General features: G+C 70.2%; 17 protein-coding genes. All 17 read left to right on the top strand.

Going from position 1 to position 19454, the window contains the following annotated elements:
- Position 1: 1 nt before the first annotated feature.
- The 17 genes from ACIQFZ_RS04655 (at position 2) to ACIQFZ_RS04575 (ending at position 19248) form a co-directional block, all read left to right on the top strand.
- Positions 2-364 carry a DUF4233 domain-containing protein gene (locus ACIQFZ_RS04655; RefSeq protein WP_365417365.1) on the top strand — a complete coding sequence of 121 codons (363 nt, stop codon included), beginning with the start codon at positions 2-4 and terminating at the stop codon, positions 362-364.
- Between the two features lie 64 nt (positions 365-428).
- Entirely contained in the window at positions 429-842 is a 414-nt protein-coding gene (gene ndk, locus ACIQFZ_RS04650) for a nucleoside-diphosphate kinase (protein WP_361408463.1), read from the top strand.
- Between the two features lie 313 nt (positions 843-1155).
- Complete coding sequence (locus tag ACIQFZ_RS04645) at positions 1156-2175, top strand: rod shape-determining protein (protein WP_361408466.1); 1020 nt, start codon at positions 1156-1158, stop codon at positions 2173-2175.
- 162 nt (positions 2176-2337) lie between these two features.
- Positions 2338-3279 (top strand): rod shape-determining protein MreC, encoded by a 942-nt coding sequence (gene mreC, locus ACIQFZ_RS04640; RefSeq protein WP_365417362.1) that lies wholly within the window; start codon positions 2338-2340, stop codon positions 3277-3279.
- A gap of 14 nt (positions 3280-3293) precedes the next feature.
- Positions 3294-3971, top strand: a complete 678-nt coding sequence (mreD, locus tag ACIQFZ_RS04635; protein WP_376650746.1) for a rod shape-determining protein MreD — start codon at positions 3294-3296, stop codon at positions 3969-3971.
- A 71-nt stretch (positions 3972-4042) separates the two neighbouring features.
- Positions 4043-6370 (top strand): penicillin-binding protein 2, encoded by a 2328-nt coding sequence (mrdA, locus tag ACIQFZ_RS04630; protein ID WP_402690601.1) that lies wholly within the window; start codon positions 4043-4045, stop codon positions 6368-6370.
- Positions 6367-7566, top strand: coding sequence for a rod shape-determining protein RodA (rodA, locus tag ACIQFZ_RS04625; RefSeq protein WP_402690600.1), 1200 nt, complete (start codon positions 6367-6369; stop codon positions 7564-7566). Before mrdA ends, rodA begins: the two co-directional genes overlap by 4 nt.
- A gap of 60 nt (positions 7567-7626) precedes the next feature.
- Positions 7627-9141, top strand: a complete 1515-nt coding sequence (locus ACIQFZ_RS04620; RefSeq protein WP_402690599.1) for a CHAD domain-containing protein — start codon at positions 7627-7629, stop codon at positions 9139-9141.
- A gap of 94 nt (positions 9142-9235) precedes the next feature.
- On the top strand, positions 9236-11215 hold the full coding sequence (locus ACIQFZ_RS04615) for a TIGR03960 family B12-binding radical SAM protein (protein ID WP_365773851.1): 1980 nt from the start codon (positions 9236-9238) through the stop codon (positions 11213-11215).
- Between the two features lie 431 nt (positions 11216-11646).
- Positions 11647-12333 carry an SDR family oxidoreductase gene (locus tag ACIQFZ_RS04610; protein ID WP_365417406.1) on the top strand — a complete coding sequence of 229 codons (687 nt, stop codon included), beginning with the start codon at positions 11647-11649 and terminating at the stop codon, positions 12331-12333.
- 259 nt (positions 12334-12592) lie between these two features.
- Positions 12593-13222 (top strand): isochorismatase family cysteine hydrolase, encoded by a 630-nt coding sequence (locus tag ACIQFZ_RS04605; RefSeq protein ID WP_365417345.1) that lies wholly within the window; start codon positions 12593-12595, stop codon positions 13220-13222.
- Between the two features lie 581 nt (positions 13223-13803).
- Positions 13804-14529 carry a translation initiation factor IF-2 gene (locus tag ACIQFZ_RS04600; RefSeq protein ID WP_365417342.1) on the top strand — a complete coding sequence of 242 codons (726 nt, stop codon included), beginning with the start codon at positions 13804-13806 and terminating at the stop codon, positions 14527-14529.
- Positions 14530-14803: 274 nt separating this feature from the next.
- Positions 14804-16048, top strand: coding sequence for a hypothetical protein (locus ACIQFZ_RS04595; protein ID WP_402690598.1), 1245 nt, complete (start codon positions 14804-14806; stop codon positions 16046-16048).
- A gap of 103 nt (positions 16049-16151) precedes the next feature.
- On the top strand, positions 16152-16427 hold the full coding sequence (locus ACIQFZ_RS04590; RefSeq protein WP_402690597.1) for a carboxymuconolactone decarboxylase: 276 nt from the start codon (positions 16152-16154) through the stop codon (positions 16425-16427).
- Between the two features lie 206 nt (positions 16428-16633).
- A complete protein-coding gene (locus ACIQFZ_RS04585; protein WP_402690596.1) occupies positions 16634-17041 on the top strand; it encodes a hypothetical protein in 408 nt (135 codons plus the stop codon).
- 153 nt (positions 17042-17194) lie between these two features.
- Positions 17195-18322 carry a hypothetical protein gene (locus ACIQFZ_RS04580; RefSeq protein WP_402690595.1) on the top strand — a complete coding sequence of 376 codons (1128 nt, stop codon included), beginning with the start codon at positions 17195-17197 and terminating at the stop codon, positions 18320-18322.
- A gap of 140 nt (positions 18323-18462) precedes the next feature.
- Positions 18463-19248: a TIGR03936 family radical SAM-associated protein gene (locus ACIQFZ_RS04575; protein WP_365417327.1), complete on the top strand. Its 786-nt coding sequence runs from the start codon at positions 18463-18465 to the stop codon at positions 19246-19248.
- Positions 19249-19454 lie beyond the last annotated feature (206 nt).

Here is a 19454-nt window from a genome sequence, read left to right as displayed (position 1 = left end):
CGTGCGTACGCTGTGTTCCTCGACCCTGATCGGCGAGTTCTTCGTCATCGGCTTCGCCGCGCTGGTCGCGATGAAGGACCCCGGCCTGTCCATGGCGACCGTGTGGACGGTCAGCGGCATCGCGATGCTGCTGTGCCTGCTGCTGTGCGGCGTGGTGACCCGGCCCGCCGGTGTGGTCCTCGGCTGGGTGCTCCAGTTCGCGCTGATCGCGTCGGGCGTGGTGGTGCCGATGATGTACTTCCTCGGCGCGGTCTTCGCGGCGCTGTGGTGGGCGTCGGTGCATTTCGGGCGGAAGATCGAGGAGGCGAAGGCCAGGTTCGCGGCCCAGGCCGCCGAGGTCGGCCCTCCGGCTGACGCTGCGTGACAGGTGCGGCGACACGCCCTGTAACCTCGTCCCACCGCACATCTGCCAGGAGAAGGAGCCACCCGTGACTCAGCGCACCCTCGTCATCCTCAAGCCCGACGCCGTCCGTCGTGGCCTGACCGGCGAGATCATCAGCCGTATCGAGCGCAAGGCCGGCTGGCAGATCACCGCGCTGGACCTGCGCGCCCTGGACACGGAGACCCTGGAGCAGCACTACGGCGAGCACAAGGGCAAGCCCTTCTACGAGCCGCTGATGGTGTTCATGGCCTCCGGCCCGGTCGTGGTCATGATCGTCGAGGGTGAGCGGGTCATCGAGGGCGTGCGCGCGCTGGCCGGCCCGACCGACCCGATCGCCGCCGCTCCGGGCTCGATCCGCGGCGACTACGGCGTGATCGTCCGGGAGAACCTGATTCACGCCTCCGACTCCGAGGAGTCCGCCGAGCGCGAGGTGAAGATCTTCTTCCCGGGCCGCGGCTGACCCTCCGAGCGCCCTCCCCGGCCCGGCCGAGCTGACGCCTCGTCAGCTCGGCCGTCCGTCTGACCTGGGCGGCCGCACGAACCCGGCCGCCCGGTGGCATACGGGTGCCGATCGGGGGAACGAGTGCCCCCGATGGACCGTCTCCAGAAGCGAGGCGGTACGCCATCTGCTGACAATGGCGAAGACCCTCGCGCAGTGTTCGTGCAGGCGCGTCTACGATGGAAGCCTTCACGTCACAGCACCCACCTCGCCGTACCTGAACTGCCGTCAAACGCTCCCAGGGAAGGCCAGACGAATCCTGATGGGGAACTCAATGTCGTTCATCGGCCGTGACATGGCTGTCGACCTCGGGACCGCCAACACGCTGGTGTACGTCAGGGGTCGCGGGATCGTACTCAACGAGCCGTCCGTCGTCGCGATCAACACCAACACCGGTGGGATCCTCGCGGTCGGCGCCGAGGCGAAGAAGATGATCGGGCGCACGCCGGGCAACATCGTCGCCGTGCGTCCGCTCAAGGACGGCGTGATCGCGGACTTCGAGATCACCGAGCGGATGCTCCGCTACTTCATTCTGAAGATCCACAAGCGGCGGTATCTGGCTCGTCCGCGCGTCGTCGTCTGCGTGCCCTCCGGTATCACCGGCGTCGAGCGCCGCGCCGTCATCGAGGCCTCGTCCCAGGCCGGCGCACGCCAGGTGCACATCATCGAGGAGCCGATGGCCGCGGCCATCGGCTCCGGCCTGCCGGTCCACGAGGCCACGGGCAACATGGTGGTGGACATCGGCGGCGGCACCACGGAGGTCGCGGTCATCTCGCTCGGCGGCATCGTCACCGCCCAGTCCATCCGTGTCGCGGGCGACGAGCTGGACAACGCCATCATCCAGCACGTCAAGAAGGAGTATTCGCTCCTGCTGGGTGAGCGGACGGCCGAACAGATCAAGCTCACGATCGGTTCGGCGTACGACCTCGACTCCGACGAGCACACCGAAATCCGCGGCCGGGACCTCGTGTCCGGGCTGCCGAAGACCGTCGTCATCTCGGCCGCCGAGGTGCGCAAGGCGATCGAGGAGCCGGTCAACGCGATCGTCGACGCGGTCAAGACCACCCTCGACAAGTGCCCGCCGGAGCTGTCCGGCGACATCATGGACCGCGGAATCGTTCTGACCGGCGGCGGAGCACTGCTGCGCGGCCTGGACGCGCGGCTGCGCAGTGAGACCGGCATGCCGATCCACATCGCCGAGGACCCGCTGGACAGCGTGGCGCTCGGCTCGGGCAAGTGCGTCGAGGAGTTCGAGGCACTCCAGCAGGTCCTGGACGCCCAGCCCCGCAGATGACACAACTCAGCGACTCCGCCGTACGAGATGATCTTTTCTCGTGCGGCGGATCGTTGATATAGAGGCATAAACTCCCGCAAACGGGCCCCTTGGGATCGCGCGCGCAGACCGCGCTTCGACGGGGCCACCCGGTTCCTATGAGGAAGGGCACGGCCGCCGCACGTGAGGGACACGAAAGAGAGCCGGCTGCTCCTGGTGCTGCTGACCGCCATCGCGTTCGCGCTGATCACGGTGGACATCCGCGGCGGGGAGAACTCCCCTGTGGACGGCGTCCGGCAGGCCGCCGCCGCCGTCTTCGGCCCGATCGAGAACGGCGTGTCGGCCGCGGTGGACCCGGTCGGCAACGCGGTCTCCGCGGTCCGCGACTCCGGCGAGCGCCACGACCGGCTCGCCGCGCTGGAGAAGGAGAACGCCGCCCTCAAGGCCGAACTCGGCAGCGACGACCGCAAACGCAGCCGCCTCACCCAGCTGAACAAGATGCTGAAGCTGGCCGGCGACGGCCAGTACGGCATCAAGGGCGCCCAGGTCATCGCCATAGGGGCGGCCCAGGGCTTCTCCTGGACCATCACGATCGACGCCGGCGCCGACGACGGCATCCAGCGCGACATGACCGTCCTCAACGCCGACGGACTGGTCGGCCGCGTCACCACCGTGGGCCCCAGCACCTCCACCGTGCTGCTCGCCAGCGACCCCGACTTCACCGTCGGCACCCGCATGGAGGGCAGCGACGAACTCGGCTTCGCCTCGGGCCAGGGCGACCGGCCGCTGCGCGTGCAACTCCTCAACGGCAAGGCGGACGTGAAGAAGGGCGACCGCATGGTCACCTTCGGCTCCCAGGCCGACCGGCCCTTCGTGCCGGGCGTCCCGGTCGGTGTCGTCTCCCGCGTCGACCCCTCCGGCGGCGACCTGACCCGCACCGTCTACGTCACGCCGTTCGCGGGCTTCACCAAGCTCGACGTCGTCGGCGTCGTCGTCCAGGCCCCGAAGAAGGACCCGCGCGACGAGGTCCTGCCGCCGAAGCCCAAGCCGACCCCGACGCCCACGGTGACCGTGACGGTCACCCCGTCCGCCGACGCCTACGCCAACGACTATCCGCAGCAGTAGGAGCTTCGAGTCCCATGCGCCCCAACCGGATCCTGCTCTCCACCGCGCTGGTCGTCGTCGCCCTGGTGATCCAGGTGAGCGTCCTGTCCCGGCTGCACCTGCCCGGAGCCGTCCCCGACCTGCTGCTGCTCACTGTCCTCGGCCTGGCCATGGTCTACGGCCACGTCGGCGGCGCCCTGGTCGGCTTCGGCGCCGGACTGCTCGCCGACATCGCCCCGCCCGCCGACCACGCCGCCGGCCGCTACGCGCTCGTGCTGTGCGTCATCGGCTACCTCGCCGGGCTCATCAAGCCCGAGACCGGCCAGGTCAAGTCGGCCACCGGTCCCATGGCCGTGGTGGTGGCCGCCGCCATCGGCTCCACCCTGCTGTACGCGGGCGTCGGTGCCCTCGTCGGTGACACCGCCGCCCGCCATGTCGGCCTGGGCGGGCTGCTGCTGACGGCCGCCGTGTACGACCTGCTGCTCGCGCCCTTCGTCGTGCCCGGAATCATGTGGCTGGCCAGGCGCGCGGAGAACGATCCGCTCGCCGAGTCCGGCTCCGCCGCCAAGAAGACCGACTTCTCCTCCGGCTGGCTCTCCTCCGGCACCGGACTGAGCATCGGCGGCCGCCGTGGGGCGCTCGGCAGCCTGAAGGCCAAGGCCCGCACCCGCGCCACCCGGGTCGGCCGCATCAAGGGGGTCAAGCGGCTGTGACAGCACGGCAGTCGGCCGCCCTGCCGACCGCACAGGTCCGTTACACGCACTGAGAGGGGGAGGCAGCACCCGTGACCAACATCCCTGAGACCGGCCGGACCCCACGCGTCCAGACCCGGCTCGTCGTCATCCAGATCCTCGTCCTCTCCCTGCTCGGCACGCTCGGTGGCCGGTTGTGGTACCTCCAGATCCGCGAGGGCGCCCACTACCAGAAGGAGGCCTCCGGCAACCACGTCCAGCAGGTCGTCCAGCCCGCCGTGCGCGGCTCCATCCTGGACGCCCGCGGTGTGCCGCTCGCCGACAACGAGACCCGGCTGGTGGTCTCCGCCTCCCGCACCGACCTGCTCAAGCAGAAGGACGACGGCAAGGCGGTCCTCACCAAGCTCGCCGGCGTCCTCGGCATGGACGTCGACGAGGTCATGCAGAAGGTCCGGCTGTGCGACGCCAAGACCCCGCAGCCCTGCTGGAACGGCTCGCCGTACCAGCCCATCCCCATCACCGACGAGGCCACCCCGCGCCAGGCCCTGCAGATCCGCGAACGCGCCGAGGACTTCCCCGGCATCACCGCCGAACCCGAGGCCGTGCGCCGCTACACCGGGCCCGGCAAGTCCAACTCCGCGCAGGTCCTCGGCTACCTCTCGCCGGTCACCGACGACGAGATCCAGAAGGCCAAGGACACCGACTCGCCCTACCTGCGCTCCGACATGGTCGGCCGCTCCGGCCTCGAACGGCAGTACGACCGGGAGTTGCGCGGCAAGGCCGGCGTCACCCGCTACGAGGTCGACAACCTCGGCCGCGTCATCGGCAAGTCCAAGTCGGACGCCGCCGAATCCGGCTCCAGCCTGGTCACCAGCATCGACTCCCGCGTCCAGCGGATCGCCGAGTACGAGCTGGACAAGGCGATGAAGGCCGCCCGGGCCCAGTGGGACAAAATCACCGAGAGCAACTACAAGGCCGACTCCGGGGCCGTCGTCGTGATGGAGGCCAAGACCGGCCGTGTCGTCGCCATGGCGTCCGCCCCCACGTACGACCCGAACGTCTGGGTCGGCGGCATCTCCGCCAAGGACTACAAGACGCTCACCGGCAAGGACTCCGACTACCCGCTGCTCAACCGGGCCATCCAGGGGCAGTCCGCGCCCGGCTCGACCTTCAAGGTGGTCTCCACGGCAGCCGCGGTCGAGGCCGGCTACGACTTCAACGGCAACTACCCGTGCACCAGCTCCTACTCGGTCGGCAGCCAGGTCTTCAAGAACTTCGAGGGGGAGAGCTTCGGCCCGATCTCACTCGGCCGGGCCCTGGAGGTCTCCTGCGACACCGTCTTCTACTACCTCTCGGACAACGAGTGGAAGAAGGACGGCGGCATCAACCCCAAGAAGGGCCAGCCGAAGGACTACTTCTACAAGACCGCCCACCAGTTCGGCCTCGGCAAGGAGACCGGCATCGACCTGCCCAACGAGGTCACCGGCCGCGTCCCCGACCGCCAGTGGAAGCAGCGGTACTGGGAGGCCAACAAGGACGCCTGGTGCAAGACCGGCAAGAAGGACGGCAGCTACGTCGAGAAGATCGCCTACGAGAACTGCCTCGAGGGCAACAGGATGCGCGAGGGCGACTCGATCAACTACTCCATCGGCCAGGGCGACACCCTCCTCACTCCCGTCCAGGAGGCCGTCATCTACGGGGCGATCTCCAACGGCGGCACCATGTACACCCCGACCATCGGCAAGGCGATCGTCAGCCCCGACGGCAAGCACGTCACCGAGATCAAGCCGAAGTCCCACGGCAAGCTGCCCATCACCAAGGCCACCCGCGACATGATGGACCAGGCCCTGGCCGGCGTGGCCACCCGCGGTACCGCCGCCTGGAAGTTCGGCGGCTGGCCGCAGGACAAGATCCCGCTGCACGCCAAGACCGGTACCGCCGAGGTCTACGGCAAGCAGACCACCTCCTGGCTGGCCACCTACACCAAGGACTACACGGTCATCATGACCATCGCCCAGGCCGGTACCGGCTCGGGCGCCTCCGGTGAGGCCGTCCGCAACATCTACAGCGCCATGTACGGCGTCCAGGCCGACGGCTCCATCGACAACAAGAAGGCCCTGCTGGCCGCCCCGCAGAAGAGCCTGCCGCAGATCCGGCCCGACGGCTCGATCGCCGCCCCGAAGGTCCCCGCCGACCCGGCCAAGGACCAGGAGGAGATCGCCAAGCAGGCCGCCGAGCGGGCCGGGCAGGGCGGTATCGCGCCGAACGACCAGCAGGACGGCACCACGGCGAACGACCAGCAGGGCGGCGCCGCACCGAACGACCAGCAGCCGCCGGCGACCACCGCCTCGCCCCCCACAGGCAACAGCAACACCCGCAGGCGCCAGCGCCGAAGGGGAAGCCGGAGGATGACCGCATGACCGGCGCGAACAGCTTCTCCATCTCCGGATACGGCCCCGAACGGGGCGGCTGGACACGGGTCTTCGCCCGCGACTCGGCCGCCCGCCGGCTCGACTGGCCGATACTGTTCTGCGCGCTGGCGCTGTCCGGGATCGGCGCCGCCCTGATCTACTCCGCCACCCGCAACCGCACCGCCATCAACCAGGGCGACCCGTACTACTTCCTGATCCGGCACCTCACGAACACCGGCATCGGGTTCGCCCTGATGATCGGCACGGTCTGGCTCGGCCACCGCACCCTGCGCAACGTCGTGCCCATCCTGTACGGGCTCTCGGTCCTCGGGGTGCTGCTGGTGCTCACCCCGCTCGGCGCCACCATCAACGGCAACCGCAACTGGATCGTCCTCGGCGGCGGCTTCTCCCTCCAGCCCTCCGAGTTCGTGAAGGTCACGATCATCCTGGGCATGGCGATGCTGCTCGCGGCCCGGGTCGACGCGGGCGACAAGATGTACCCCGACCACCGCACGGTCCTTCAGGCGCTCGGCCTGGCCGCCGTACCGATCATGGTCGTGCTGCTCATGCCCGACCTCGGCACGGTGCTGGTCCTGCTGACCATCATCCTGGGTGTGCTGCTCGCCTCCGGCACCTCCAACCGCTGGGTCTTCGGCCTGCTCACCGCGGGTGTCGTGGGCTGCATCGCCGTGTGGCAGCTGCACATCCTGGACGAGTACCAGATCAACCGGTTCGCCGCCTTCGCCAACCCCAGCCTCGACCCGGCCGGCGTCGGCTACAACACCAACCAGGCCCGGATCGCCATCGGCTCCGGCGGCCTGTCCGGCGCGGGCCTCTTCCACGGCTCCCAGACCACCGGCCAGTTCGTCCCCGAACAGCAGACCGACTTCGTCTTCACGGTCGCGGGCGAGGAACTCGGCTTCCTCGGCGCCGGCCTGATCATCCTGCTGCTCGGCATCGTGCTCTGGCGCGCCTGCCGCATCGCCCGCGAGACGACCGAGCTGTACGGCACCATCGTCGCCGCCGGAATCGTCGCCTGGTTCGCCTTCCAGTCCTTCGAGAACATCGGCATGACCCTGGGCATCATGCCGGTCACCGGCCTGCCCCTGCCCTTCGTCTCCTACGGCGGCTCGTCGATGTTCGCGGTCTGGGTGGCCGTCGGACTGCTCCAGTCGATCAGAATGCAGCGGCCCATGTCGGCGTAGCGGCGGCGACCCACGCCCGGACCCCTGCCGCCGGGGCCGGACCCGCACTAGATTCGGGTCATGGCGGACATGAAGGCGAAAAGGGAGATCGAGCGGAAGTACGAGGCCGGCGACGGCGGGCTGCCCGACCTGACCGGCGTCGGCCCGGTCGCGGCCGTCTTCGACCAGGGCGTCGCCGAACTGGACGCCGTCTACTACGACACCCCCGACGAACGCCTCACCGCCGACGGACTCACCCTGCGCCGCCGCACCGGCGGCACCGACGCCGGCTGGCACCTGAAGTTCCCGGTCGGCCCCGGCGTACGCGACGAGATCCACGCCCCCCTCTCCGACACCGTGCCCCCCGCCCTCGCCGGACTCGTCCGCTCCCGCGTCCGCGACGCCGAATTGCTCCCCCTGGTCCGCATCCGCTCCCGCCGGGCGATCAGCCACCTCGTCGACGCCGACGGCACCCCGCTCGCCGAGGTCGCCGTCGACGCCGTACGGGCCGAACGGCTGACCGGTCACGGCGGCACCGCCCAGTGGACCGAGATCGAGGTGGAACTCGCCGACGACGGCGACCCGAAGCTCCTCGACGCCGTCGGCAAACGCCTGCGCAAGGCGGGCGTGCGCCCCTCCCCGGCGGCCTCCAAACTGGCCCGCGCCCTGACCGAGACCGCACCGCCGGACCACCCCCGCCGCACGGCGGCCGGGCACGCGGCCCCCACGACGGCCGGCGACCACGTCCTCGCCTACCTGCGCGCCCAGCGCGACGCCCTCGTCGCACTCGACCCCGCCGTACGCCGGGACGAGTACGACTCCGTCCACCAGATGCGTGTCGCCACCCGCCGCCTGCGCAGCGCCCTGCGCACCTACCGCAAGGTCCTGGACCGGACCGCCACCGACCCGGTCCGCGCGGAACTGAAATGGCTCGGCACCGAACTCGGCCTCGGCCGCGACCAGGAAGTCCTCACCGAACACCTCACCGCCGGCCTCGACGACCTGCCCTACACCCTGGTCACCGGCCCCGTCCGCACCCGGCTGCGCACCTGGTCGCAGTCCGCCCGCAGCGACTCGCGCCGACGCCTCCTCGCCGACCTCGACGGCGCGCGCCACCTGGCCCTCCTCGACACACTCGACGCCCTGCTGGCCGACCCGCCGCTGCGCCCGGCCGCCGCCGGGAAACCGGCCAAGGTGATCACCAAGGCCGTCCACAAGGACTTCGCGGCGCTCTCCGCCCTGCTCCGGCACGCCCTCGACCTGCCCCCGGGCCACGACCGCGATCTCGCCCTGCACGAGGCCCGCAAGAAGGCCAAGGCGACCCGGTACGCGGCCGAGGCGGCCGTACCCGCCCTCGGCGATCCGGCCGCCGGCCTGGTGAAGGCGGCGAAGTCGCTGCAGAGCCTGCTCGGCGACCACCAGGACAGCGTCATGGCCCGCCGGACCCTGCGCGAGCTGGCCGGCCAGGCGCACGCGGCGGGGGAGAGCGCGTTCACGTACGGGGTGCTCCACGGACGCGAGGAGCAGCGGGCGGCCGAGCTGGAGGCGCGGCTGCCGGAGACCTGGCGGGCGATCGAGAAGGGGACGGCCCTCTGAGCGCACCCGCGACCGTCTTCCGGGCGTTCGGGACAGGTCCGGGACCGGGTTAGGCTTGGTGGTCACCCCTGTCAGCTCACGAAGGTCCGTCGAGATGCCTGCCGAAGCCGCCGAGACCGTCGAGTCCGTGTTCCCGCAGCTCGAAGCTCTGCTCCCGCATGTGCAGAAGCCGATCCAGTACGTCGGCGGAGAACTCAACTCCACGGTCAAGCCCTGGGAGTCCTGCGACGTCCGCTGGGCGCTCATGTACCCGGACGCCTACGAGGTCGGCCTGCCCAACCAGGGCGTCATGATCCTCTACGAGGTCCTCAACGAGCGCGAGGGTGTCCTGGCCGAGCGCACCTACAGCGTGTGGCCCGACCTGGAGGCGCTGATGCGGGAGCACGGCGTCCCGCAGTTCACGGTGGACGGCCACCGCCCGGTGAAGGCCTTCGACGTCTTCGGCCTGTCCTTCTCCACGGAGCTGGGCTACACGAACATGCTCACGGCCCTGGACCTGGCCGGAATCCCCCTGGAGTCCAAGGACCGCACGATCGACGACCCGATCGTGATGGCGGGCGGCCACGCGGCCTTCAACCCCGAGCCGATCGCCGACTTCATCGACTGCGCGGTCATCGGTGACGGCGAGCAGGCGGTGCTGGAGGTCACGGAGATCATCCGCGCCTGGAAGGCGGAGGGCCGCCCGGGCGGGCGCGAGGAACTCCTCTTCCGCCTGGCGAGGACGGGCGGGGTGTACGTGCCCGGCTTCTACGACGTCGAGTACCTCCCCGACGGCCGTATCGGCCGCGTGGTCCCCAACAAGTCGGGCGTCCCATGGCGTGTGTCGAAGCACACGGTGATGGACCTGGACGAGTGGCCGTACCCGAAGCAGCCGCTGGTGCCGCTGGCGGAGACGGTCCACGAGCGCATGTCGGTCGAGATCTTCCGCGGCTGCACGCGGGGGTGCCGCTTCTGCCAGGCCGGCATGATCACCCGCCCGGTGCGCGAGCGCTCCATCACGGGCATCGGCGACATGGTGGAGGCCGGTCTGAAGGCGACCGGCTTCGAGGAGGTGGGCCTGCTCTCCCTGTCCTCGGCCGACCACTCGGAGATCGGTGATGTCGCCAAGGGCCTCGCCGACCGCTACGAGGACGACAAGATCGGCCTCTCGCTGCCCTCCACCCGTGTGGACGCCTTCAACATCGACCTGGCGAACGAGCTGACCCGCAACGGCCGCCGCTCGGGCCTCACCTTCGCCCCGGAGGGCGGCTCGGAGCGCATCCGCAAGGTCATCAACAAGATGGTCTCGGAGGACGACCTGATCCGCACGGTCGCCACGGCCTACGGCAACGGCTGGCGCCAGGTGAAGCTGTACTTCATGTGCGGTCTGCCCACGGAGACGGACGAGGACGTCCTCCAGATCGCCGACATGGCGATGCGCGTGATCCAGAAGGGCCGTGAGGTCTCCGGCTCCAACGACATCCGCTGCACGGTCTCGATCGGCGGCTTCGTCCCCAAGCCGCACACCCCGTTCCAGTGGGCGCCCCAGCTCTCCTCCGAGGGGACGGACGCCCGTCTGCAGAAGCTCCGCGACAAGATCCGCGGCGACAAGAAGTACGGCCGCTCGATCGGCTTCCGCTACCACGACGGCAAGCCCGGCATCGTCGAGGGTCTGCTCTCGCGCGGCGACCGCCGGATCGGCGCCGTCATCCGCGCGGTCTACGACGACGGCGGCCGCTTCGACGGCTGGCGCGAGCACTTCTCCTACGACCGCTGGATGGCCTGCGCGGACAAGGCCCTCGCCCCCTTCGGCGTGGACGTCGACTGGTACACCACCCGTGAGCGCACCTACGAGGAGGTCCTCCCCTGGGACCACCTCGACTCCGGCCTCGACAAGGACTGGCTCTGGGAGGACTGGCAGGACGCCCTCGACGAAACCGAGGTCGAGGACTGTCGCTGGACGCCTTGCTTCGATTGCGGGGTATGTCCCCAGATGGATACGGCCATACAAATCGGCCCGACCGGCAAGAAGCTGCTGCCTCTGGCGGTCAAGAACGCTGGTCCGACGCCCGCTGCGAGTGGTCACACCCACTGACGTGAGCGAGGCACTCGATCGGGTGATCGAGGCGCCGGCGGGGGCGAGTGAGGACGAGGTGACTGCGGCGTTGGCTGCGGTCGGGGCTTCGCGTCCTCGCTCGCCGGTGCCGTCGGCCCCTTCCCGGACGCCACTGCCGGTTCCTGGGGAGCACCGTCTCGCATGCGTCGCCGTGGTATCCGGGGCAGGCTGGTGGAGCGGGGAGTTTTGACGTGGGAATCCTCCGTGAGCGACGGCCTGTCCGCCCCGGCATTGGCCCGAAATGTAGGTGAAGATCCAGAGCCTGCCTCAGGGTGATGATTCTCGCTCTGCGCGAATCGCGCACGGACATGGGCGTGCCACGACGCGGTCCGATTCAAGGCGTCCGATCGCAGCGTCCCCTCGTCCCAGTGCCTGCCGTGCTCGGCAGGCGGCAGCGGGAAGGAAGCGCCATGGAGATCAAAGGATCGATTGCCCTGGTGACGGGGGCCAATCGTGGCATCGGCCACGCGTTCGCTCGCGCACTGATCGAGCGGGGAGCAGCCAAGGTCTACGCCGGTGTCCGCGATCCGGCGAGCGTGAGCGACGAGGAGCTCTCTGCGCTGCGTCTGGACGTCACCAAGCCGGATGACGTCGCCGCGGCGGCCGCGGCCGCCGGTGACGTCACCATCGTCGTCAACAACGCGGGCGTCGGAGGTTTTGAGACCAAGCTGCTGACGGGCTCCTTCGACGGTGCGCGCGAGGCGATGGAGATCAACTACTTCGGCACCTGGGCCGTGTCCCGTGCCTTTGCGCCGGTCCTGGCGCGCAATGGCGGCGGCGCACTGGTGAACATGCTGTCGGCTGTCTCCTGGATCTCCCGGCCGGAGTATCCCGGCTATGCGGCCTCCAAGGCGGCCCAGTGGTCGTTGACGGGCGCGCTGCGGGAAGGCCTGCGCGAGCAGGGAACACTCGTGATCGGCGTCCACGCCGGTTTCGTGGAGACGGATCTCAGCTCCTTCACGGACGCACCGAAGATCAGCGCAGCGGACGTGGCGGAGCAGACCATGGACGCCCTGGCGAACGACCGGGTCGAAGTCCTCGCCGACGAGCGGACCAAGCAGATCAAGCAATCCCTGGCGCAACCACTCGAACAGTGAGGAGACGTTGGCTGGGCCGGGAGGAATGACGCGGTGCAGCCGGACCGCCGGCTTCGTGGACACGCCGTTGTCGGCCAGGCCTCGCGACGGCACGCTCGGCGCCCAGGCGAGTGCGCTGCGGCGCGCGGCTGCCGCCCATGGTGAACACGAGAAGCGCATTGGCCAAGAGGATGCGTACTGGCGACTGGTACGCCCCGTACATGGTCAGCGAGCAGATCGGCGCCGAACCGCCCTGGTAGGGCCGGTGCAGGGAGGAATCATGACCGAGACCTACGATCGCCGCCGCACGGCCGTTCTGCTGGTCGATCCCTACAACGACTTCCTCTCGGAGGGCGGCAAGGTCTGGCCGCGCCTGGAGCCCGTGGCCGGCGACGTCGGTCTGCTGGATCATCTGCGCTCTGTTGTCGCCTCGGCCCGTGCGGTCGGTGTGCGCGTGGTGTTCGTGCCGCACCGCCGCTGGGAGCCGGGTGACTACGAGACTTGGGACCATCCGACCCCCTCGCAGCGGAAAATCCAGCAGCTCCACCACTTCGCCCGGGGTTCCTGGGGCGGGGAGTTCCACCCCGACTTCCAGCCGCAGCCGGGCGAGGCCGTCGCTCAGGAGCACTGGGGGTCGAGCGGGTTCGCCAACACGGATCTGGACATGCAGCTCAAGCAGCACGGCATCACCCACGTGGTTCTTGTCGGCGTGCTGGCCAACACCTGCGTCGAGGCCACCGCTCGTTTCGCCATGGAGCTCGGCTACCACGTGACGCTGGTCACCGACGCCACTGCGGCCCTCAGCCCCGAGATGATGCACGCCGCTCACGAACTCAACGGCCCCACCTACGCCCAGGCCATCGTCACCACGAACCAACTCATCGCCGCATTCGACGGATCCCAGCCATAGGTCGTGCGGACGTGCACGAGCTCGGTGTTCGGCCGACGGCGGGTGGTGCGTTTGGGGGCGCGGTCGGAGACCAGGGCGGCGATGGCACGGTGGGTTTCGCCATAGGTCTCGCGGCGTTGGCGTGTTCGACGCAGATGCGTCGGGAGGACTGATGCCCTCAGTGCGCACCGCGGTCTGGTCGTGCACTCGGCCCGGCCGTTCGGCTCCCGACCACAGGGTGCGGCCCTGCTCGTCGCTGATGGCGGTGGTCTTGATGGTGATCTTTCTCGAGCGTGCGCAGCCGCACCCCGGGCCGGTCCGGGACGGCGAAGCCGCGCGCAGCGGACGGACCTCACAGATCGCTCGGCCGATGGTGGACGAGCCCACCTCGTAGATCACCCCCAGGGGGCCTGACTGGTCATCACAACCCAGACAACTCACGCGGCCCCTCTGGCCCCTGCTCCGCGGCCGCTTCGGCGACGTTCGGGCCGCCGCCGAGATGATGGTCTGCGGCCTCGCCGACCCGGCTCGGTACGATCACCTACCTCGGTCTGAGTATGCGAGCGGTTGACCGCCGTGCGCGGCGCCGGAAGGGTGGACGCATGCGCCGACTGCTGCTGCTCGCCCCGCTGTTGCTCTTCACCGCCGGCTGCGGGGTGGTGCAGTCCTACGCCGAGGACGAGGCGACGGACGCCGCACGGGAGGTGGCCAGGAAGGCGGGCGAGCAGCTCTACGGCCAGCGTCCGCGCACGGCGGAGGAGGTCGGGCGCTCCGCTTCCGGCATCGACGGGGTGGAGGTACTGCGGGTGACGGGTACCTCGACACACGACGGGGACGGCGTCGACGTGGTCGTCCGCACGTCTGTGGGATGGTCCGACCTCGAGGAGGTCGCCGTACGGCGCTGTTTCGTGGTGCGGGTGTCGCCCAAGTCGGAGTGGGGTGAGAATCCCCGTGACGTGGACTGCCCGGACGGCCGTCCGCTGACCTTCGCCCCGCCACCCGGACCGCCCCGGCTGCCGTACGAGGAGCTCCGCGCGAAACTCCCCGGGGTGCCGGAGGGCGGCCGGGCGGACGAGGCCGAGGTGCGCCGTACGCTCGCCGCCCTGGACCTGGATCCGGCGATCCGTACTGAGGTGAAGGCGGACGGCGGCCGAGTCGGCGTTCTCCTGTCGGTGAAGGGCAATGGCTTCGACGCGCAGGACTGCCTTCTTGCCCGCGTGGTCCCCGGTGCCACCGAGGTGTGGGTGCCGCCCCGGATCCAGCGGATGCCCGGAGAGGGCGGCTGCACCGTCGGCAACGCCCTGGACCCGATACCGTCACCGCACTGAACGGGGTGCCTGGCTCCGGCGAAAGGCCGCCTGCACCCCGGTGGGTGGTCAGTGCAGGAGCGGCGAACCGTGTCCTCTCCCTGATCCGTGCCGAGCCCAGCAGGGCGGCTCCGCCGATGTGACGCTCCTGCGTGGGTTTCCTTCCGCCCACCGCCCACCGCCCACCGCCCACGCGTCACGTCGTATTTGCGCAATCTGGAAATTGTGCCGTTATGCTGCCGCCGATTCGCGACAGACGGCTCGCTCGCCGTGGCGTCTGAAGGAAGGACGGAACGTGCGGAACGCGGATACGGCGGCAGACGCGCCCAGGACCGGGGCGCGGTTCGGCCGGCTCGGACGGCATCCGGTGCGGTGGCACACCGCTCTGCTGACTGTGTGGACGGCCCTCTGGTTCGTCGTGGCCGAGCGCCACGGCGCCGTGTCCTGGCACTATCTGAGAACCGGTGAGGAGCTGCTGTTCGGTGAGATTCCGGGCGGCGGCCTCGGGCTGTACGCCAACCATCCCGAACTGCAGATCGGCCCGGTCAGTTTCGTGGTCGCCGGCCTGTTCACGCCGTTCCCCGAGGCAGTGGGCGAGAAGCTGGCGGACGCATTCATGTCGGGCCTCGGGCTGTACATGCTGGTCCTGGTCGGTCGCACCGCCGCCGACCACTACCGGGGTACCGGGCTGAACCACCGGCGCCTCCAGCAGCGCGTACTGGTTGCCGGGGCCGCCTTCATCCCCATGTGGGTGGAGGTCGCGGTGCGTTTCGCGCACCTCGACGACGTGCTGGCGCTGTTCTTCACCACCCTCGCCGTGCGCGCGCTGGTGCGCGGCAACGCCACCGCCGTCGGGGTCCTGCTGGCCCTGGCCGTTGACTCCAAGCCATGGGCGGTGGGCTTCCTGCCGCTGCTGCTGGCGCTGCCCCGGCCAGTACGGCTGAAGGCGGGCGCCTGGGTGGTCGGGCTGGTGGCCGCCGCCTGGCTGCCGTTCTACTTGACCCATCTGGACACCTTCGCCGCGGCGCACTTCACCATCCCCAACCAGCCGGCCTCCGCCCTGCGCTGGTTCGGCGTGAACGACCCGAGCACCCCCTGGTGGGACCGCCCCGCGCAGATGACCCTGGGCATGGCCCTGGGCGCGCTCGCGGTGCGCAGGCACCGCTGGGCCGCCGTGGTGCTGCTGGCCGCCGATGCGCGGATCGTGCTGGACCCAAGCGTGTACACGTACTACAACGCCTCGGTCCTGCTCGGCACGCTGATCTGGGACTCGATCGGTCAGCGGCGGCTGGTGCCCTGGGTGAGCTGGATCGCCCTGATCTCCCTCTACGGCAGCACCCTGCTGGTCCCCTCCGACTCCGCGCAAGGCCTGATCCGGTTGGCCTTCGCGGTCGGTTCCGCCCTGTACGTCCTGTGGTGGCCGCAGCGCACCCTCCGCAGCCGACGCGGGCCGGCCGGTTCCGCCGGCCCGTCGGCCGAGCAGGATCCGGTCACACGGGTTCCCGGAACGGCCCGACCGGCAAGAAACTCCTGCCCCTGACGGTCAAGAACGCGGCCCCGGCACCCGCGTCGAGCGGTCACGCACACGGAACTGAGCGAGGCACTCGGACCGCGGGCTTGGCGATCCCCTCGAGCGATGTGGCATGGACAACAGGACCCTGATCCTCACGCGTATCGCCGCGCTCGCGGCCACGGACGCACCGGCGGTCTCCTACCTCGCCCATGTCGATCCCGCGGTCAAGGCCAACCTGACGGCCGAGCAAGTGCAGGACGTTCTCGTCGCGATCGCACCCGTGGTGGGCACGGCACGGGTGATGGCGGCGGTGGGCCACATCACCGAGGCGCTCGGCTTCGCCATCGCGGTGGCGGACTCCGACGCCGAGGCGATGGCTGCGGCCCAGAGCGGGAGCGGCTCCTGAACAGTCGCCGCCGCTGACGGCCGGTCGGCGACGGCGGTTCCGCCCGGATCGAGTCGGCCCCCTCCCGTTGAACGGGAGGGGGCTTCAACGTGTTTGAGAAGTGGGGAACTGGTCAGATCGAGGCCGGAAACGAGTGGCTGCGGTGTGCAGGGAATTGTTTGTATGACCTGTCACTTTCCGCTCGATTGCTTGAGGTGTGAAGCCACTTGAAGAAGGTCCTGACCACAATGGCCGCCGCTGTCATGGGTGTCACGATGTTCGGCGGGAATGCCCAGGCGGTGGACGCCACTCCGTTCAGCGCGACGAACTGCACCGGGAATGCGGGAGCCACGGACGGGTCCGGATCCGTTTGTATCACGGTGAACGGGACCGGTCTCAAGGTGGACAGCTTCTACCTGTCCAAGCAGTCGAACAACCGGGCCTGGACCGATTACGCGCACATCAACTTCACGGACGGATCGGGCGGTTTCATGAGTCAAACCGTCAGTGCCGCGCGGGTCGAGAAGAAGACGGTCGGAACCACCTGGGGGCTTTCTGCGGCGGACGGCAGCAAGATCTGCGGGTATTGGCACAATTACCCGGGAACCAAGGCCTGCGCGACGATTCACAAGTAATCCGAGGCGCGGAACGGGTGGGGCGGGCCGGTTCGGTCCGCTCCGTTGTCGTGGGCGGGCAGAGGCGGATCGGGGTCCGGCTCCTGCGGATTCCTGCCGAGTGATGTGTGGGCCTCGTGCATCCGGCGGGGGCGACGCTGCGTCCTCTCCGGTATGGAACTGGAGAAGCGGGGGACCGGTGAGCGACCGCCCGAGGGATGCCTCGTGGTGGCGATCCGGATGCCCGTACGGATCGTCGTGCTCGTGCTGGTCGTGCCGGTGCGCATGGCGTGGGACGCGCTCGTCGTCGGCGGGCGGTTCCTGCGCGACACCGTGCTGCGACCGCTCGGCCGGGCGCTCGCACGGCTCGGGCGCGTACTGGTCGTCGTACCACTTGTATGGCTCGGGCGCGTACTGGTCGTCGTCCCGCTCGTATGGGCATACCGGTGGGTGCTGACGCCGATCGGGCACGCGCTCGTGTGGCTCGCGCGGAGAGCCGGCGACCTGCTCGCGTGGGTGTACGCGCGCGTGCTCGCGCCGATCGGGCGCGCGGCCGCGTGGGCGCTCAGGAGGCTCGGGCTCGTGCTCGCCGCCGTGGGATCAGCGGTGTTCGCGGGCGTGGCCTGGCTCGTCCGGTGGCTCCTCGTGGCCCCCGGCACGTGGTGCTGGACGTGGATCCTCACGCCGGTCGGCCGTGCGCTCGCCTGGTGTGCGAGGGGGCTGCGGTGGGTTCTCGCGGCGGTGGCCGCCGGGGTCGGTGCGGTTCTGTACTGGACCTGCCGTGTCCTGCTCGTCCTGCCCGCGCTCGCGCTGTGGCGATGGGTCCTCACGCCGGCCGGCCGTGGGCTCGCCTGGTGCGGGAGGGGGCTGTGGCGGTGGGTGCTCGTCCCCGTCGGTCGCGCCCTGGCCGTCGCCGGGCGGGAGGTGGCGGACGCCCTCGGGCATGCCTGGCGGGTGGCCGGGCGGATCTCCCTCGCCGTCGGGCGGTTCCTGGGGACCGTCCTGCGCCTGCTCGTCGTGGAGCCGGTGAGCTGGGCGTACCGCCGGATTCTCACGCCGGTCGGGCACGTCGTCCGGGATGCTGTGCTGCGCCCCGCGGCGCGGGTCGCGCGCCAGGTGGGCCGCACCACCGGGCAGGCTTTCGCCGCGGCGCGCGACATCGCCCGGCAGACCCGCGCCGACCTGCGCCGGGCGCTCCTCGGGGAACCCCGGCCGGTGGCCCGTCGGGAACCCGTGGCGGCCGAGACGCGTATTCTAGAGACAAGGACCGGGCGCGAAGTCTCCCCGCCGACGCGGGGGTGATCCGGACGGGACGGCACCGGAAAGGTGCCGGACCGGACGCTCCCCGCCGACGCGGGGTGGTGCCACGGACCGTCCGCCGTACACGAGGAGAAGTTCCACTGGGCAAGCGACAGCCCGAAGGCCCACCGCCCGCACCCGCGGTGCAGCGCATCCGACTGCGCTACACCAAGCGTGGCCGCCTCCGGTTCACCAGCCACCGTGACTTCCAGCGCGCCTTCGAGCGTGCGCTGCGCCGTGCCGAGGTGCCGATGGCGTACTCGGCGGGGTTCACGCCGCACCCGAAGGTGTCCTACGCCAATGCCGCACCCACCGGCACGGGCAGTGAGGCGGAGTACCTGGAGATCGCGCTCACCGCGCCCCGCGAGCCGGAGCGTCTGCGTGAGCTTCTCGACGAGTCGTTGCCCGCCGGGCTGGACATCGTCGAGGCGGTCGAGGCCCGTACGTCGGGGCTCGCCGACCGGCTGACCGCTTCCGTGTGGGAGCTGCGGCTGGACGGTGTGGACCCGGCGGAGGCCGAACGCGCGGTCGCGGCCTTCAACGGGGCCGAGACCGTGGAAGTGCAGCGCCTGACCAAGAACGGCATGCGCACCTTCGACGCCCGGCCCGCGGTGGTGGACCTGGAGAGTGCGGAAACGCACGGTTCGGCGGCTGATGGGCCGACCGACCAGCCTTGTGCGATACTGCGGCTGGTTGTTCGGCACGTGACGCCTGCCGTACGACCCGACGACGTCCTGTCCGGTCTCCGCGCCGTGGCCGACCTGGCGCCGCCGGTCCCCGCAGCGGTGACCAGGCTGGCGCAGGGGCTGCTCGATGAAGAGACCGGCACGGTGACCGACCCGCTCGCGCCCGACCGCGAGGCAGACCCGGCCGCCCCGGCCGATTCAGTGGGGGCCGCCGTTCCTGCCGCCGCGAAGGCGCCTGCGTAGGGACGGTTCCGCACCGGGACGGACGTCGAAGCGCCGCCCTCGTACTCGGGAGCCACCTGGGTCGGGCAGCGCACCGACCAGAAGACTTTCGCCAGGCCGTACACGACAAGGCGTACGGAACCGGCGAGACAGGACACAGAGAGCTCCCGTGCGGCGCCCGCGCCCCGGACGGCGGCCGGCGCCCATGCGCGGCCGCGGACGTCAAC

Origin of the sequence: Streptomyces sp. NPDC093064, from assembly GCF_044754605.1 — a bacterium.
GTDB lineage: Bacteria > Actinomycetota > Actinomycetes > Streptomycetales > Streptomycetaceae > Streptomyces.
The sequence above is the reverse complement of the archived record's forward strand: the minus strand, read 5'-3'. Positions and strand labels throughout refer to the sequence as shown.

What these genes read in the sequence shown, in the direction of transcription:
- ACIQFZ_RS04645 (WP_361408466.1), top strand. Translation starts at nt 1,156, where the DNA reads ATGTCGTTCATCGGCCGTGACATGGCTGTCGACCTCGGGACCGCCAAC.
- mreD (WP_376650746.1), top strand. Translation starts at nt 3,294, where the DNA reads ATGCGCCCCAACCGGATCCTGCTCTCCACCGCGCTGGTCGTCGTCGCC.
- rodA (WP_402690600.1), top strand. Translation starts at nt 6,367, where the DNA reads ATGACCGGCGCGAACAGCTTCTCCATCTCCGGATACGGCCCCGAACGG.
- ACIQFZ_RS04620 (WP_402690599.1), top strand. Translation starts at nt 7,627, where the DNA reads ATGGCGGACATGAAGGCGAAAAGGGAGATCGAGCGGAAGTACGAGGCC.
- ACIQFZ_RS04615 (WP_365773851.1), top strand. Translation starts at nt 9,236, where the DNA reads ATGCCTGCCGAAGCCGCCGAGACCGTCGAGTCCGTGTTCCCGCAGCTC.
- ACIQFZ_RS04610 (WP_365417406.1), top strand. Translation starts at nt 11,647, where the DNA reads ATGGAGATCAAAGGATCGATTGCCCTGGTGACGGGGGCCAATCGTGGC.
- ACIQFZ_RS04605 (WP_365417345.1), top strand. Translation starts at nt 12,593, where the DNA reads ATGACCGAGACCTACGATCGCCGCCGCACGGCCGTTCTGCTGGTCGAT.
- ACIQFZ_RS04600 (WP_365417342.1), top strand. Translation starts at nt 13,804, where the DNA reads ATGCGCCGACTGCTGCTGCTCGCCCCGCTGTTGCTCTTCACCGCCGGC.
- ACIQFZ_RS04590 (WP_402690597.1), top strand. Translation starts at nt 16,152, where the DNA reads ATGGACAACAGGACCCTGATCCTCACGCGTATCGCCGCGCTCGCGGCC.
- ACIQFZ_RS04580 (WP_402690595.1), top strand. Translation starts at nt 17,195, where the DNA reads ATGGAACTGGAGAAGCGGGGGACCGGTGAGCGACCGCCCGAGGGATGC.